This is a genomic window from Acidaminobacterium chupaoyuni (assembly GCF_047936785.1).
Lineage (GTDB): Bacteria > Bacillota > Clostridia > Oscillospirales > Butyricicoccaceae > Acidaminobacterium > Acidaminobacterium chupaoyuni.
The window spans coordinates 1,580,197-1,596,210 of the sequence record NZ_CP176394.1 but is presented as its reverse complement, the minus strand read 5'-3'; the positions used below and the strand labels follow the sequence as shown (position 1 = coordinate 1,596,210).

At 49.9% G+C, this 16,014-nt stretch carries 21 protein-coding genes; all 21 read right to left on the bottom strand.

The window, feature by feature from the left end; genetic code table 11:
• Positions 1-12 precede the first annotated feature (12 nt).
• Positions 13-465, bottom strand: coding sequence for an arginine repressor (argR, locus tag ACJA3I_RS07660; RefSeq protein WP_458862020.1), 453 nt, complete (start codon positions 463-465; stop codon positions 13-15).
• A gap of 18 nt (positions 466-483) precedes the next feature.
• Entirely contained in the window at positions 484-1,341 is an 858-nt protein-coding gene (locus ACJA3I_RS07655) for an NAD(+)/NADH kinase (RefSeq protein WP_458862019.1), read from the bottom strand.
• On the bottom strand, positions 1,341-2,186 hold the full coding sequence (locus ACJA3I_RS07650; protein ID WP_458862018.1) for a TlyA family RNA methyltransferase: 846 nt from the start codon (positions 2,184-2,186) through the stop codon (positions 1,341-1,343). The genes ACJA3I_RS07655 and ACJA3I_RS07650 overlap by 1 nt, the downstream gene beginning before the upstream one ends.
• Positions 2,137-4,002 carry a 1-deoxy-D-xylulose-5-phosphate synthase gene (gene dxs / locus ACJA3I_RS07645; RefSeq protein WP_458862017.1) on the bottom strand — a complete coding sequence of 622 codons (1,866 nt, stop codon included), beginning with the start codon at positions 4,000-4,002 and terminating at the stop codon, positions 2,137-2,139. Before dxs ends, ACJA3I_RS07650 begins: the two co-directional genes overlap by 50 nt.
• Positions 4,003-4,005: 3 nt before the next feature.
• Positions 4,006-4,491: a hypothetical protein gene (locus tag ACJA3I_RS07640; RefSeq protein WP_458862016.1), complete on the bottom strand. Its 486-nt coding sequence runs from the start codon at positions 4,489-4,491 to the stop codon at positions 4,006-4,008.
• Between the two features lie 832 nt (positions 4,492-5,323).
• Complete coding sequence (locus ACJA3I_RS07635; protein WP_458862015.1) at positions 5,324-5,776, bottom strand: divergent PAP2 family protein; 453 nt, start codon at positions 5,774-5,776, stop codon at positions 5,324-5,326.
• A 16-nt stretch (positions 5,777-5,792) separates the two neighbouring features.
• A complete protein-coding gene (locus ACJA3I_RS07630; protein ID WP_458862014.1) occupies positions 5,793-6,683 on the bottom strand; it encodes a polyprenyl synthetase family protein in 891 nt (296 codons plus the stop codon).
• 1 nt (position 6,684) lies between these two features.
• On the bottom strand, positions 6,685-6,924 hold the full coding sequence (xseB, locus tag ACJA3I_RS07625; RefSeq protein ID WP_458862013.1) for an exodeoxyribonuclease VII small subunit: 240 nt from the start codon (positions 6,922-6,924) through the stop codon (positions 6,685-6,687).
• A 5-nt stretch (positions 6,925-6,929) separates the two neighbouring features.
• Complete coding sequence (gene xseA / locus ACJA3I_RS07620) at positions 6,930-8,135, bottom strand: exodeoxyribonuclease VII large subunit (protein ID WP_458862012.1); 1,206 nt, start codon at positions 8,133-8,135, stop codon at positions 6,930-6,932.
• Positions 8,132-9,073 (bottom strand): tRNA (adenosine(37)-N6)-threonylcarbamoyltransferase complex transferase subunit TsaD, encoded by a 942-nt coding sequence (locus ACJA3I_RS07615; RefSeq protein ID WP_458862011.1) that lies wholly within the window; start codon positions 9,071-9,073, stop codon positions 8,132-8,134. The genes xseA and ACJA3I_RS07615 overlap by 4 nt, the downstream gene beginning before the upstream one ends.
• On the bottom strand, positions 9,073-9,519 hold the full coding sequence (gene nusB, locus ACJA3I_RS07610) for a transcription antitermination factor NusB (RefSeq protein ID WP_458862010.1): 447 nt from the start codon (positions 9,517-9,519) through the stop codon (positions 9,073-9,075). The genes ACJA3I_RS07615 and nusB overlap by 1 nt, the downstream gene beginning before the upstream one ends.
• A 203-nt stretch (positions 9,520-9,722) precedes the next feature.
• Complete coding sequence (locus ACJA3I_RS07605; protein ID WP_458862009.1) at positions 9,723-10,139, bottom strand: Asp23/Gls24 family envelope stress response protein; 417 nt, start codon at positions 10,137-10,139, stop codon at positions 9,723-9,725.
• A 29-nt stretch (positions 10,140-10,168) separates the two neighbouring features.
• Positions 10,169-10,714, bottom strand: coding sequence for a SpoIIIAH-like family protein (locus ACJA3I_RS07600; protein WP_458862008.1), 546 nt, complete (start codon positions 10,712-10,714; stop codon positions 10,169-10,171).
• Positions 10,715-10,726: 12 nt separating this feature from the next.
• Complete coding sequence (locus tag ACJA3I_RS07595; protein WP_458862007.1) at positions 10,727-11,254, bottom strand: hypothetical protein; 528 nt, start codon at positions 11,252-11,254, stop codon at positions 10,727-10,729.
• 13 nt (positions 11,255-11,267) lie between these two features.
• On the bottom strand, positions 11,268-11,738 hold the full coding sequence (locus tag ACJA3I_RS07590; RefSeq protein WP_458862006.1) for a hypothetical protein: 471 nt from the start codon (positions 11,736-11,738) through the stop codon (positions 11,268-11,270).
• Positions 11,735-12,811 (bottom strand): stage III sporulation protein AE, encoded by a 1,077-nt coding sequence (locus ACJA3I_RS07585; RefSeq protein ID WP_458862005.1) that lies wholly within the window; start codon positions 12,809-12,811, stop codon positions 11,735-11,737. Before ACJA3I_RS07585 ends, ACJA3I_RS07590 begins: the two co-directional genes overlap by 4 nt.
• A gap of 10 nt (positions 12,812-12,821) precedes the next feature.
• Entirely contained in the window at positions 12,822-13,214 is a 393-nt protein-coding gene (locus tag ACJA3I_RS07580) for a SpoIIIAC/SpoIIIAD family protein (protein ID WP_458863834.1), read from the bottom strand.
• Complete coding sequence (spoIIIAC, locus tag ACJA3I_RS07575) at positions 13,214-13,408, bottom strand: stage III sporulation protein AC (protein WP_458863833.1); 195 nt, start codon at positions 13,406-13,408, stop codon at positions 13,214-13,216. Before spoIIIAC ends, ACJA3I_RS07580 begins: the two co-directional genes overlap by 1 nt.
• Before the next feature lie 36 nt (positions 13,409-13,444).
• On the bottom strand, positions 13,445-13,954 hold the full coding sequence (locus ACJA3I_RS07570; protein WP_458862004.1) for a stage III sporulation protein AB: 510 nt from the start codon (positions 13,952-13,954) through the stop codon (positions 13,445-13,447).
• Positions 13,951-14,862, bottom strand: a complete 912-nt coding sequence (locus ACJA3I_RS07565; protein WP_458862003.1) for a stage III sporulation protein AB — start codon at positions 14,860-14,862, stop codon at positions 13,951-13,953. Before ACJA3I_RS07565 ends, ACJA3I_RS07570 begins: the two co-directional genes overlap by 4 nt.
• 177 nt (positions 14,863-15,039) lie before the next feature.
• Positions 15,040-16,008: a D-2-hydroxyacid dehydrogenase gene (locus ACJA3I_RS07560; RefSeq protein ID WP_458862002.1), complete on the bottom strand. Its 969-nt coding sequence runs from the start codon at positions 16,006-16,008 to the stop codon at positions 15,040-15,042.
• Between the last annotated feature and the right edge of the window lie 6 nt (positions 16,009-16,014).

Genomic DNA, 16,014 nt, shown 5'->3' with positions numbered 1-16,014 from the left:
CGAGTTCTCCGATCAGCGGAGCATTTCCTTCGTTTGCTCAAAGAAATTCTCTGCTGTTTCATTATCTTTTAAAATAATTAAAACGGTATCATCACCTGCTACGGTTCCAATGATCTCAGAAATTTTCATGGAATCCAAAGCGAATGCCGCGGCGTTGCCCATGCCGGTGATGGTTTTGATGACCACCAGATTCTGCGCCACATCCACTTTGATAACGCATTCTTTGAAAATATTCTTTACGCGCGGAACAAAGCCTGAATCTGCTTCGCTTTCCGAAACCGAATATTTATAATTTCCGTTGGAAGATGCTATTTTGATCAACCGAAGTTCTTTAATGTCGCGGGAAATGGTCGCCTGAGTGGAATTATACCCCAGTTTTTTCAACCGCTCTGTCAACTCTTCCTGCGTATTGATCTCGTTGTTGCTGATCAGATCAATGATGGCGGCTTGTCGTTGAAACTTCATAGTGGCCTCCTCCGTTTGTTATTTTGAAAGTTTTTTGTAAACAATATCGTAAAACCCAAGATTCTTCAGGCGGATCAGTTTCGTTTTCAGCTGAGAGCGCTCTAAAACCACGATATCTGCCGGAGATAATTCTAAAGGCGCCGCGCCGTCGGGCGAGAAAAACGCCGGGTTTTCCGAAGTGCCGGCTAAAATTTCAATTTTGCGGTCGTCGGAAACCACAAAAGGCTTTGCCCCCAGTTCATGGGCGCAGATCGGGGTCACTGCGATGCAGTTGGCGTTGGGTTCAATGATCGGCCCGCCCGCCGAAAGCGTATAGGCTGTGGAGCCTGTGGGCGTTGAAACAATAATGCCATCCCCGCGCAGCGCGGTGGTGCGCGTTCCGTTGATGCTCACATCGATATTGATAAGACGGACCAAGGTGCCTTTTGTGATGACGGCGTCATTCAAAAGCGGGGCGTGATAAAGCGTTTTATTCCCCCGCAAAATCGTTGCATCCAGCATCATGCGGCTGTCAATGGTATAATTCCCCTTCACCAGATCACGCAAATAAATCAATTCGTGGGGGTCAAGCTCGCTCATAAAACCGACTTTCCCCGTGTTGATGCCCAAAATAGGCTTTTGATTGCGCGCGGCATCGGTAGCGATGCGCAAAATGCTGCCGTCGCCGCCGATAACTGTGATAAATTCACATTTTTCAAGACAGGAAGCATACGGGAAGAACCCGCATTTTTTCTGCACCGCCGCCGAAAGATATTCGCGGGATTCCTCTTCTAAATAAACGGAAAACCCAAGCTCATAAAAGGCATGCACAGCGCTTTCCGTTACGGCGGTGGTATCGCTTTTTGTGAAATTAGGGAAGATGAAAACCTTATTCATTATACTTTCCTCATGCATTCATGCGCTTCTTCTACCGTTTTTTCGATATCATAATGTTCTTCTGAAGGCTGAACTGAAAGCCACGCTAAAAATTCGATATTCCCTTCCGGCCCTGTAATGGGTGAAAAGGTTAATCCCTTTACAGAAAATCCGCATTCTTTGGCGAAATTCAAGGTGTTTTGCAATACTTCGATATGGGTGCTTTTTTCGCGCACGACCCCTTTTTTACCTACTTTTTCACGGCCCGCCTCAAATTGCGGTTTGATCAGAGTGAGCACCTCGCCATCGGGGGTCAGCAGTTCTTTGACCACCGGCAGCACCAGCTTCAGCGAAATAAACGAAACATCGCTCACCGATAACTGCGGCGGTTCCTGCAAGTCTGAAGGCTTTACATGGCGAATGTTGGTGCGCTCCATCACCACGACACGGGGATCTGTTCGCACAGACCAAGCCAGTTGGCCATATCCCACATCTACAGCATATACTTTTTTGGCGCCGTTGCGCAAGAGGCAATCGGTGAACCCACCCGTTGAGGCGCCCACATCGATGACCACTTTATCTGTGGGGTCATAGTGAAAATAGGCCAGCGCCTTTTCAATTTTCAAGCCGCCGCGGCTGACATAAGGCATTGTGCTGCCGCGAACCTCAATCACATCCTCCGGTTCGCAGAAATACCCTGCTTTATCTACTTTTTGATTGTTAACATAAACAATGCCGCTCATAATAATGGCTTTGGCCCGTTCTCTTGAACTTTCAAAACCTTTTTCAACCAATAAAGTGTCTAATCTTTGTTTTTCAACCACGCTTATAGGCCTCCTGTATGCGTTTCGCGGCACTTTTGCCATCGATTCCGCAAAGCTGATAAAGTTCGCTGATTTTTCCGGCCGGCAAAAACCGGTTTCCGCAATTATATCTTGCCGAATATTCGGGCATTATTTTCGCTTCTGTGAAAGCGGCCTCAATCTTTTCGCCAAGGCAGCCCTGATCGCAGCAATCTTCTAAAATCACAACATGCTTTGTTTTTTTGACGGATGTCAAAACAGCATCATCGTCAAAGCGGTTCAAGCAGTTCAGCTTTACTATTTCCGTGGAAATACCGTCTGCTTCCAAAAGTTCAGCTGCCGCCAGAGCTTCGTTTACCATGATGCCATAGGTAATGATGGTGAAATCGCGCCCTGCTTTGATCACGCTGACCGGTGCATCAAAAGTATCGGCAGTGAATTTCTGCTCACCGCCGCGGGGATAGCGAATGGCGGCCGGGCCCTGCGGATGTTTTGTCACCTCAGTCAGAATATGCTTTTCTTCGGCAAACGAAGAGGGTGAATAAACTTTAAAATAAGGAATGGTCATTAAGTATGGCACATCAAACATTCCTTGATGGGTCTCGCCGTCTTCCCCCACGAGGCCCGCACGATCGACGCATAAAGTAACGGGCAGCCTGCTGATGGCTACATCATGGATCATCTGGTCATATGCGCGCTGCAAAAAGGTGGAATAAATGGCGCAGACAGGCTGCATCCCCGCCGCGGCAAGCCCGCCGCACATGGTCACCGCGTGTTCTTCCGCAATGCCCACATCAAAAAAGCGTTTGGGATATTCCTGCGCAAAGCAGGATAAGCCTGTGCCGCTTTTCATTGCTGCGGTCACGGCGCAGATCGCCTGGTTTTCTTCGGCCAGTTCAGTCAATACCCCGCCGCAGACCGAAGAAAAGGTGCGGCTGGGGTTTTTCATAGGCATACCGGTATCGACATGAAACGCCGAAACGCCATGAAAATAGCCCGGATTATCTTCAGAAGGTTTATATCCCTTGCCTTTTGTCGTTTTAAAATGCAAAACCACGGGAGCATTGAGCTTTTTTGCTTCGGATAGCAAATACTTTACGGTTTTTAAATCGTTGCCATCGGCAGGTCCCCAATAATTGAAGCCCATCAATTCAAAAATCGTTTCCTTTAAAATCGAGGTTCGAATGCGCCGCTTAAAAGCTGAAAGCTGTGCGATTGCCTTTTCGCCCCATGAAAATCGGCGGAAAGTCTTTTTTACGCGGCCTTTCAAACGAATATATTGCGGGCGGATACGAATTTTTGAAAGCCGTGTCGACAGCGCGCCCACATTGTGGCTGATAGACATTTCGTTATCGTTGAAAATGACGATGATCGGTTCGCCCGACTGGCCGGCATCATTGAGAGCTTCATAGGCCATGCCGCCCGTTAACGCGCCGTCACCGATCACACAGATCACATGGTTCTCTTCGTGTTTCAATGTGCGCGCACGCGCCATGCCAAGCGCCGCCGAAATCGACATGGAGGCATGGCCGCCGATAAATGCGTCATAGGGGCTTTCATCGGGGCGCGGGAATCCGCTCATGCCGCCGAACTGGCGCAGTTGAGCAAAGCCATCCTGTCGGCCTGTGAGCAATTTATGAACATAGCATTGATGCCCCACATCATAAATGATCTTATCATCGGGTGAGGAAAAAACGCTTTCGATCGCTGTTGCAATTTCTACAATGCCTAAATTTGAAGCCAAATGCCCCCCTGTTTTGGAAAGGCTCGAGATCAAAAACAGTCGAATCTCCGCACAAAGCGAAAGCAACTGTTCATCAGAAAGCTTTTTCACATCATGCGGAAAAGATATATGCGAAAGCAGCGGATAAGCATCCATGAGTTAAACTCCCCTGCCAAAAATAGATTTTATAAAATGAATGGCTTTCGCCGTGATATATACCACATCGCGCCCGCGGCGGATCGCCACGGTTTTTCCAAGGGCTTTGCCGCCGATGGTCAGTGAAGCGATCAGACCGGTGATGACCAGCGGAACGATCACAGGATGAAGCGTTGTGGAACGGATCAGCATCGCGCTGATGGCCGCGCCTGTGGCACCACTGATGATACCGCAGATATCGCCCACCACATCGTTGCAGATCGAAGCCACTTTTTCGGCGTTTTTCAAAAGCCAAATGCCTTCTTTTGCGCCGACCACCCGGCGGGCGGCCATGGAATGAAAAGATTTTTCATCACAGGAAGTGGCGGAAATACCGATAATATCGAACAAGATGCCAATAAAAATAAAAGCAAATAAAATCAAGAAAGCTGTGAGAACATCAGCATGATCCAGCGCCAAAGAAGAAGAATAAGAAAAAACAACCGACATGCTGAAAGAAAGAATCACCATGAAAAAAACAAATCTTCGGTTGGCTCTCTTTTTACTTTTTCTAACGGTGCTTCGTCGACTTTCCGGCTCAGCAGGCTCGGAAGTCCCTTGTTTTTGATTCTTAATTTTTGTTCACTCCTTAAAATCGATACATAAAAAAATAAAATAGTGGCGGCAAATGAAGTAAATCCTGCGGCTTAGGTCCGGTCTGCTTTCCACACACGCTGCCACCCGTCGCCGGTCTGGCGGTTTCCCATTAAAGCATGTGTCGGGTCGTCGCCGATCCCCGATACCGGATTGCCACTGAGTCCGCACTGCAATCCTTCATTTGCCATTTTTCAATACAGCCTAGGCGTTTTCCGCTACAGGAAAGCCGATTCTTAGCCTCTTTTGCAAGCATGGTTTCAAACAGCAATAGCGCCTCATGCCGTGGCCACGGCACAGGAGCGTGGTCTGCTATCCGCCATACCCACTCAAGGCAGGCTACTCTGCACACAGCAAGCAAAATGCCACCGCAATACAGGTTCACCCTGAGCCGTAGGTCATACAGTCAACCGTTTCCGGTGTATAGTCTTCCCACGGATTCAGGTCTCCACGGTAATAGGGCTACAGCCATATGCCATTACAGTGCACCCTAAAACCTTAACCCCCAGCACCCACCCTACACTGGGCGTATAAAGCAAGCACCAGGGACTTCATCGATATGCCCTTTAACGGATTTTTAGGCCCGTTTTGGTAATCGGTAACTCTGACTAGGATACTGCGCCACCAACTGTGGCAGCAAAAGCTGCCATTGGAATGTATTATAACAATAATTTTGATAAATTGCAAATCAATTGCACATCAATACAGCGATCGCAATTCCCAATATCATCCCTGTCAACACTTCGGGAAAGGTATGCCCCAGAGGTGTTTTGAATTTTTGATAAAAGCTTGTGGGTTCACTGTCCGACAGATTTTCGACGATTTCATTGAGCGCCGCGGCATGCTTGCCCGATTCCAGCCGAACATTCAGCGCATCAAACAAAACGATGGAAGTTAATACCATGCATACAGCGAATTCCGTCGATGAAAAACCGCATCGATACAGCACAGCGGTGGTAAGCCCCACCACCGTGGAAGTATGAGAAGAAGGCATTCCCCCACCGGCAAAAAACAGCCCCAAATCCAATTTATGGTGACGAATCAATTCACCCACCACTTTCAGCGCCTGGGCAGAAAACCAGCAGACCACCGCCACATTTAAAATTTGGTTGCTCACAAGTGTTTCAAAAAAATTCTTCATATCTCACCACAGCTTTTTATTTTTCACGAACCGCCAGTTGTTCGGCCAGTTCTCTTAAGAACCCCTTCTCTTCAAAAACATCCAGCGCCGCAAGCGCCTGTTTCGTGAGTTCTTCTGTAAGTTCTTTGCAGCGATCCAAACCATAAAGGCTGACAAAAGTGCTTTTTCCTGCGGCGGCATCCGACCCGATATTCTTGCCAAGCAGCGCGCTGTCGCCCATCACATCCAGCATATCATCACGGATCTGAAAGGCCATGCCGATCTTTTCGGCATATTGCCGGGCAGCCTCGCATTGTTCTTCAGCTGCGCCTGCAAGGCGGCATCCGCCCAGGCAGGCGGCAACAAGCAGTTTCCCGGTTTTCAGATCTACCATGCGCGCCTGTTCTTCTGCGGCCGGTGCGCGGCCTTCAAACTGCAGATCAAGGATTTGCCCGCCGATCATCCCTTCCATGCCTGCACAGGATGCAATGACCGATGCGGCGGCAAGAGCATTTTCGGGGGCGATCGTTTGCGAAAGATTTTTACTGTTGAGCATGGTTTCAAACGCGCGCGTCAGCAGGGCATCCCCCGCCAAAAGCGCCGTGGCTTCGCCGAACACTTTGTGGTTGGTCGGTTTGCCTCTTCTGAGGTCGTCATTATCCATGCAGGGCAGATCATCATGGATCAAAGAATAAGTATGGATCATTTCAAGCCCACAGGCAAACGGCAGCGCATCTTCGGCCCTTCCGCCGCAAATGCGGTAAAATTCCATCAAAAAAGCGGGGCGAAGGCGTTTCCCTCCTGCCATCACGCTGTATCGCGCCGCCTGATAAATCTCATCCAGATCAGAAGAACCATGGCTTAAATTCTCATCAAGATAACGCTCGGCCAAATGCGCATATTCCGCTGCTCTTTTTTTCCATTCCATGTTATTCCGCTGTTTCCTCCTTTTCATCAAAGGCCGTTTCCGCCGGGCCATCGGGGGTTTTCATCAGCAGGGTCACTTTCTGTTCCGCATGGTCTAACGCCGCGGAACATTTTTTGATCAGCCCCGTTCCCTCTTCAAAAAGCGCAAGGCTCTGATCGAGCGGCGCATCGCCCCGCTCTAGCAAACGCACGATTTCTTCGATTCGCTTCATCGCGGTTTCAAACACAAATTTTTCGCTCATTGTTTTCACCTATCACATTCTACATGGTTGACCGTGCATTCGGCGCTTCCGTTTTGCAAACGAAGCCGAATCAGATCCCCCGCCGTTAAAACGGCGGCGTCTTTAATGATCTCATCGTTTTTGGTAACAAAACCATAACCGCGGGCCAAAACCTTCAGCGGGCTCATGGCGTCAAGCTTTGCGGCTTCCGCCACAAAAGCTTTGCGCTTGCCGGCCAGTTCTTCTTTTTGGGCCGAAGCCAGACGCTCTCTTAAAAAAGATAAAGTCAGACGCTGTTCGTTATAATATTCACCGGGGCTTTGCAAGATTTTCTTGCCGGCCAGTGTTTTCAGCCGTTCTGTCTGGGCGGCGATCATCTGCTTTTCCGCATAGACCATGCGCGAATAAGCCTGCGCAAGCCCTGCTTTCAGCTGATCTTGTTCGGGAACTGCCAGTTCTGCGGCGTTGGATGGTGTTGCGGCGCGCAGATCGGCCACATAATCTGAAATTGTGATATCCGGTTCATGACCCACGGCAGAAATAACGGGGATGCTGCAAGCTGCAATGGCGCGGGCCAGCTGTTCTTCGTTGAAGGCCCAAAGATCTTCTAAAGAACCGCCTCCGCGGCCGGTGATGATAAGATCGGCCAGGCTGTTTTCATCCAAATAGCGCAGCATTTCGGCGATTTCGGCGGCCGCGCCTTCCCCCTGCACTTTAACGGGACAAACCATCACCTTGCTGTAAGGAAAGCGTTTGCCCAAAATGCGCAGCATATCTCTCACGGCCGCGCCGGTGGGCGAAGTTACAAGCGCCACACGCGCGGGGTAAGCAGGCAGCGGCTTTTTAAGATCTTTATCAAAAAGGCCTTCTTTGAAGAGTTTTGCCTTCAGCTGTTCAAAGGCCAGATAAAGCGCCCCGACCCCATCCGGCACCATTTCGCTAACATAAACCTGATATTGGCCGCTTTTGGGAAAAAGGCTGACGCGGCCATATAAAATGACCTTCATGCCCGATTCGGGTGAAAAACGCAATTTTGAGGCACTTGAAGCAAACATCACACAGTTGATCACCGCGTTTTCATCTTTCAATGTAAAGTAATGATGCCCGCTCTGGTGTTTTTTATAATTGGAAAGCTCACCGCGCAAACAGAGGTTTTGCAGCGGCTGGGCATTTTCGAGCAGTGATTTGATATATGCCGTCAGCTGCGATACGGTAATGGGCTGCATTCTCATAAACTGCCGCCTGCGCTCAAATGCGCCAGCAAAGCTGCCCCCAAGGCGTTGTCGCCATTATAGCCGTTTTCGGCAAAATATACGCCCTCAGCGCCTTGAAAATAACTGTGCATTTGTGAAGACGCCGTTACCCCGCCGGAAAACAGGATCGGCAGATGATATTTTTCACGGGCAAGGGCGGTGATCTTGCCCACGATGGCAACAATGGAATTCACCGTGAACGCCGCCACATCTTCGGGCGCATCGCCTGCTTCGATCTTCCGGCGGAATTTATTTTCAAGGCCCGAAAGCGAGAAAAACAATCCGTTTGTTTTCGGGATAAAAGATTCTTTGCTTTGGCTTTGCCGTGCCATCTCATCGATATAGATGCCCGCAGGGAACGGGGTATTCAAAGCCACCCCCGCGCGGTCGATGATCTGCCCCGCAGCCACATCCTGGGTTCCGCCGATGATTTCGGCTTCGATCATCTGTTTTTGCTCGCCCGGGGTCACCAGCAGCAGTTCCGTCGTTCCGCCCGAAAGATGCCACGATAAGAAAGGCTGATGAAAAAGCTCTGTTTTCCCGGAAGAATACAGAGCGGAAGCAATATGCCCTTGTTGATGAGAAAAAGAATAAGCAGGCACTTTTAAAGTGGCGGCAATGCACCGCGCCGCCATTTCCCCCGCCAGAAAACATGGCATATAAGAACCCTGCGCCGAGCGTGGGCGCGAAGAAAACCCAACCGCCCCCACCGAAGCCTCATGGCCCTGTAACAGTTCTTCCGCCACATCCGCCAGGTGGCGCACATGCTGAAAAAGCGCATCGCTTTGGCGAAGCCCCAGCTGGCCTTGGGCAACTTCAAGAAGCCTGCCGCAGTTTTTCACGACCCCATGCTCAGGGTCAAACAGCGCCGCCGAAGTTTTATAATTGCTTGTATCAAAGCCTAAGCAGGCCTTCATCACAGGCTCAGCTCCTTTTTCACAAAAGTTGCCAGCAGACCGTTGATAAATGAAGCCGCTTCATTCGATTCATATTTTTTCGCCAGTTCCACCGCTTCGTTCACCGATGCCGCCACGGGGATCTGCAGATAGAGCATCTCATACATTGATAACCGCATGATACATTTGGAAATGCGGGAAATGCGGGAAACCGACCAACCCACAGCATATTTTTCAAGATAAGAATCCAGCTCGGGGCCATGAGAAAGCACGCCTTCCACAGCGCGGTGAAGATATTCCATCTGTTCATCGGGCGGAACGGCGCGGTAAAGATCATATTCTTCTGCCATTGTTGCAAAATATTCCGGTGTAAGGGTTTCTTTTACTAAGTCAGCCGGCATTTTTTCTGAATATTCCCCGGCATAAATCATATGCAGCGCCAACTCACGCGCTTCTCTTCTGCTCATAAATCCATCCATTCCGCTGTAACAACAGCTTTTCAAAAATCTTTTTGCGCATTCTGCGTCGAAGCATCTCTATTTGGCGATAGATCATGCTTTGCAGGTTCACTCATAAAATTTATTATACACAAAACCACATAAAAATGGAAGCTTTCTTCCTGTGTTTTCAAAAAGAAAACCCGCCCGGTGACCCGAGCGGGTAAGCATTGCTATTTTGTTTTGGGCAACTGGATCCCCGTTACCTGAACATTAATCACGGTTGAACGGATGCCTGCCATCGATTCCAAAGCGGCTTTCACATTCTTTTGAACATTTCTGGCCACTTCTGCAACGGCACTGCCATATTTCAGAATGATCGCGCAATCGATAATGCAGCCGTTTTCAGGATCAAAAGTGATCTTCACACCGCGTGCAGGGCTTTTGCGGGTGAACACTTCTGTAATATCAACAGCAGATGAAATGGATGCGACTCCTTCTGTTTCAGCCACCGCGATAGTGGCGATCGCCGCAACGACATCTTCTGAAATTTTTATATTACCCTGTTCGCCATCTGCGCAAGGCCAGTATTCTTTTGCTTCGCTCATCACAATTCCTCCTTGGATGATATTAGCCTTATTGTAATACATTCTGCGCACATTGGCAAGAAAAATTCCTTTTATTCGGTTTCAATGATTTTAATGGCTTCCGCCGCGAAGGTGGTTTCATCCATCACGATATCTTTGATTTTTGCGATATCGGCGCTTTGCAGCCCTTCTTTTGTTTTTTGAACGATCACATTGATCCCATCGTCATTCATAAAGGCTACGCATTCCTGATAGCCTTTGGCCACGATCAAATTTTCGATCCGCGCTTCTTTCACGGCATTTTCTGCCATTTGCGCGATGGATTTTGTGGCCTGATCTTTCGATTTTGCATCCGCGTTCACATTTTCACTGGTCTGTTTGAAAATGCTCACCGCTTCATCGCGCGCTTTCTGGCGCGAAAGACGGGCCTGAGAAAAATAATCGGAAGCGGTGGTTTCCCCTGCTTTTTCTCCCTTTGTCTGTGCATCCACCAGCTGCGCTTCGCCCAAAATTTTGGAATGATCTGTCGCTCCGGTTTTTTCCGCTTCTTCCGGGTCACGGTGATAACTCCAGTTTAAATAAACCGCCGCACACAGCATCAACGCCACCACGGAATAGACCGCACCTTTTCTTTTCATGGGTTGTTCCTCCTATTTTTTCATTTTAGAAATGGTAATGCGCTCAGAAGTGATTCCGGTCAAAGATTGCACGGCCTGTGTAACCTCCAATCGAAGTTTGGGGTTATCCGCCCCATCGCAAAGGATCACGGCGCCCAAATATTCCGGGGCGCCCACCCGAGAGATCACCGGGCTCTCGTTCCCGTTTCTGCCAACAATGACCACCTGCTGATGTTCTTCTTCGTTTTGATTCTCTCCCCCTTTTTGTGAATCGATATTATACAGATAATCCGGCTGATAACCATATTTCACGGTAATCATCACTTTTGTTCTGCCAACGCCTTCGATCTTTTCAAGCAGCTCTTCCAGCTTTTCTTCAACCTGCGCGCTTGAAACAATATCAGGCGCGAAGGCAAGATCCTGAGAAGCTGCGCTTTCTTTTTTTGCCCCGGAACCTGTGGGCCACAGTGCAAGCACAATGCCGACGGCGCAAACCAACAGAACATATTTATATTTATCAAACCCTGCTCTCAGATATTCCGGCATATGAAAAGAAAACATATTTCCCCTCTTTTCAATGAAATAAAATTCGTTCTTCGGAAATTCCGTTTTGCGTAAGCGTTTGCATCAGCCGGCCTTTCTGCGCCTCGCCGTGAAAAATTTCCACCTGCTCGATGGTGAAAACCTGATCTTCAGAAAGAGTGGCCTTCACTTTCACCAAAACCTCTTCGCAAACCGCGCGGCATTGCGTCTGCAAATAATCTTCCGCCTGCTGCTGCATGGCCAGCCGCTGATCTTCTTTGGCCTGCTGAACAGATTCCTCTATCAAATTTGCTGTTTCCGTTTTTTCGGTTTTGAAATAGATTTCGTTCCCACCGGCACGGATCATGGGAAAAGAACGAAACAGCATGACAATGGTCAGGCATACGCAGCATAACCTTAAAATTTCTTTCTGGCCTGTTTCTTTTGCGAGCGCCATCACCACGGCAGTTAAAAATCCGCAGAGGCACAACCGCCGAAACAGCAAAACAATTTGATCGATCATCCTTTCACCACCACACAGCAAACCATCATCACAATAAAAATCACCGCACAACAACTGGCCAGCAGCCCCAGAAGAATCGAGTAGCTTTCGCCCACGCCTTCCAGAAAATCGGCTGCGCCCGCGCCGCCCATCCCGGCCCCGAATACCGCCGTGATACGATAGACCAGAAGCAGGGAAAACGCCTTGATAAACGGCCCCAGACAAACATAGATCGCAGCGCCGGCCCCGATCACCCCCACCGCCCCTTTGATAAACGATGCTCCCGCCAGAATGGTTTCTGAAGCATCCGCCAAAACACTGCCCAATACCGGCACGACCCCCGAAATCGTCACTCTGGCGGTTTTGGCGGCGGCGGTATCGGCGGCCGAAGAAAGGATTCCCGTCATCGTAAGATAAGTAAAAAATAAAGTAAGCAGAATTTTATAAAAACCGACTGCCGCCCAGCGGATCAAGGCTTTTCCTTTTTTCATCAGTTCATTCCCGTTAATGGAGATCATAGCCTGCATAAAAATCATGCAATAAACTGCGGGGAAAATAAGATTTTTACCCACGGAAAGCAGGATATCGGCAAAAATCATAGTGCCCGAAGAAGCGGCGGCGGCTGAAACAGGGCTTCCCGAAACGGCCATTGCCGAAACCAGAGCGGGCATCAGCGCTCTTAGCAGCATCGACATTTCTTCTATAGTTTGGCCGCAAACCGAAATGAGGCTGCCCGCATTGACCAAAGTAACCGTCAGCAGCGCCCCCACCCCGGCCAGCTGCATGGTGCCGTTTGGAATTTGCAGCTGAGAAGACGCAATGAACCCCTGCCCTATGGCGATCAGGGCGCAAATGGCGATCATCGCAAAGCAGGAAGCCGCCGATTCGCGCAAAGCGTTTTTCAAGGCAGAAACCGCTTTTTGAAAAATGCTGCGGGCCGTTTTTTCCATGAAATTGCTGTCTTGCGGTGAAGCTTCTTCCAACAGTTCCGAAGCGCTTTGCGGCAAATTTTTCTGAACGGAATCCAGCGCCGAGGCCGATACCGGTAAAATCAGAAGAAACCCGGCCAACAGCATACAAAGTATTTTTTTCATGTTCGCCACCCTATTTCACCGCCTGAAGCAACACAAGCACCTTTTGTAAAAGCGGCAGTGCGCAGGCCAGCGATATCAGCGCGCCCGCAATTTCGGTTTTTGCCGCCAGCGCTTTCTGGCCGCAATCGCGGCAAAGTTCCGCCAAAACCCTTGTGCAGATGGAAATGCCGAGGATTTTCCATAACGGCGCAAGTTCTTCCCCTGTGATGCCGCCGGCGACCGCCAAATTCTGAAAAAAGCTTATCAGTGCTTTTGCATAGGGCAGCATCAGCGCCGCGCAGCAGCAGACCGCGCCGATGACCAGCAAGGCCGCAATTTGCGATTGCTGCCCGTTGAGAAAAGTTGCCAAGACCAAGCTCACCACGATCAGGCCGAAAAGCTTTATCCAAAGCGTATCCATCATCAAAACCCGAACACGCTTTTGATTGTGGTAAACAGCACGCTGATCTGCTGTATAATCATCATCAAAACCACAATAAGCCCTGCCAGAGTGGTGAGCATGGCCTGTTCTTCGCGGCCGGAACGAACCAGCAGCTGGTTGAGCACAGCAACAATGATTCCGATGGCCGCAACTTTAAAAATCAAATCTACCTGCATCATGTTGTTCTCCTGCCTTTTTTACTTGCGCTTTTTCTAAAGGATCAGCAGCGCGGCGGCCACGCCCATGGAAACCCCCGCCGTTTTATAAAGTTTGCCTGTGGTCTTTAAACTGTTTTCGGCTTTCGAGCGTTCGTTTTCCAAAATTTCAATACATTTGTCTATCCGCTCCGCCTGTAAAGGGCCATCATAACAGCCTAGCACACCCGATAATTCCTCAACAGCCAAAGCGGCGTTTCGTCCGAAAAACGGCTGAAGCGGCGCTGCGCCGTTTTTCCAAAGCACGGCGAAGGGTTCCGCCGGATTTTTTAAAAGGGCATCATATATCTTTTCAAAAAATTCCTGCGTGCGACCGCTGCTTTGCAATACTGCCCGCTTCAGGCATTGTTCCATGGTTGCGTGGTGGAAAAGGATCTCTGATTTCAAGATTCCCATGGCCGAAATCAAAACATTCAATTCTCTTGCCCGCGCGGCAATTTCTTTTGCCGAAGCACAGCCCGCCCAAGAGCAGGAAAGCAGCACCATCAGCGCGCCGATCACTTTCATATGTTTTCACCCCAATCTTCCACAGAATAACTTCTTTGCCCGTTGGTGCGGCGAATCACGATGATCTTTTGAAAAACCGCATCTTCGAGAAGGCGGCGATAGATCGGGCGGCGCTTTAAATCTGCCGCTTCGGCCGCATGCGCCGTAGCCAGAAACGCACAGCCGCAGTAAGAAGCTTCGCTGATAGCGCGGCAATCTTCCAGAGAAGTGATCTCATCCAAAGCAATGATTTGCGGCCCCATGGATCGGGTCATCAGTTCAATGCCTTTTGCTTTACTGCATCCGGTCAGCACATCGGTGCTGCGGCCGATCGTATATTGCGGCGTGCCCCCATGCGAAGCGGCGATCTCACCGCGTTCATCCACCAGAGAAATGCGCAAAGGCCCGCCCGCTTCCCCGTCGGAAAGGCATTCCACCAAATCGCGCAACAAAGTGGTTTTTCCATATCCGGGCGGTGAAACGATCAGCGTGCTCAAGAATCGGCCGTTTTGGAATAACCGCCCGGCCAGTTCGGCGCCGATTCCTTTGATCTGATGCGCGATGCGAAGGTTTAAAGAAGACAGCGCAGTAAAAGAAAGGATCTCGCCCTGTTCCATCACAGCCTCGCCGCAAACGCCCAGCCGGTGGCCGCCCTCAAGCGGCAAAAAACCGGAAGCGATCTGCTTTTGATAGGTATGCACCGAATAGCCGGAAGCAATGGCAAGCACCTGCTGCAAATCTTCTGCCGTCACCGGCTCCCCCGCCAGGAAACGGCAATCGCCGTTTTGAAGAAGAAAGGCCGGTCTTCCCCCTGCTCTGAGCCGCAATTCTTCGCATCGTTCCCGCTGAATTTCCGATAAAGCTTCCAGATATCTTTTTTGAAGCTTTGGCGGAAGCACCCGCAAAGCTTGTTCGAAAGCCTGTTTCATATTTGCCTCCTGTAAAGATCATGCTGATCGAACGGCAATTTTCCCCTGCTTTTATTTTGTTTCCTTCTTGTGGTCATTAACAAGATATACAAGCCGGCGAAAAAATAGAACAAGCTGTTATAACAGAAAAAGGCACCGTCACTTCAAAGTGACGGTGCCTGACAGCTGTTTTTACTTTTAATAACCGACCTTGCGGTCGATCACATGGTGCATGGGCTTGCCCTCGGAATAAAGACGCAGGTTTTCCAAAAACAGATCGATGATCGTATCAGTGGTATGATCTAACGAATCGTTGCCCGAAACATGCGGCGTTAAAATGAGGTTTTCCAGATCCCACAGGGGGTGTTCCGGCGGCAAAGGCTCGGGGTCTGCCACATCCAAGGCGGCGCCGCCCAATCTGCCGCTTTTCAGTTCTTCATATAAAGCCTGTTGATCTACGGCGGTTCCTCTGCCGATGTTCAGCAGCACGGCGCCGTTTTTCATTTTAGCAAGGCGCTGCGCCGTCATAATTTTTTTCGTGTTATCTGTGCCCGGCAGACAAAGCGCCACCACATCGGCGCCTTCGATGGCGCGGTCTAAATCTTCCGAAAGATAGAGCTCATCGATGTAATCGGGTTTGTTGGCCGGGGTCCTTTTCACCCCGCGCACAGTGGCCCCCATGGCCTTGCAGCGTTTTGCAAAATTGCCGCCGATATCGCCGATACCGATCACGGTGACGACGCTGTTATAAACCGAGCGGATCTTGCCCAGATAGATCCACTCTTTTCTCTGCTGGCCGCGCATATATTCGGGCATGCGGCGCAGAAGCATTAAAGTGACTGTGAGCAAATGCTCGGAAATTGCCACCCCATAGGCGCCGCTGGAATTTGTGAGCACCACATCGGGGTTTGGGTAAAGGCTGTCATCGGTAAACACATCCACACCGGCCGAAGCAGTGTGCAGCCATTTCATATCGGTTGCATAATGCAGATCCTTCGGCGCATAACTGCCGAATAAAATCTCACAGCCCGGCAATTTTTTCACATCGTAATTCCCTTTCGGCATAACCAGCAGCTCATACCCCAGTTCTGCGGTTCTGCTGCGCAGTTTTTCCTCTCGTGCAGGGGTCATATCCGCCAGCACGGCGGCAATTCTTTTCTGCGACATTTTTTC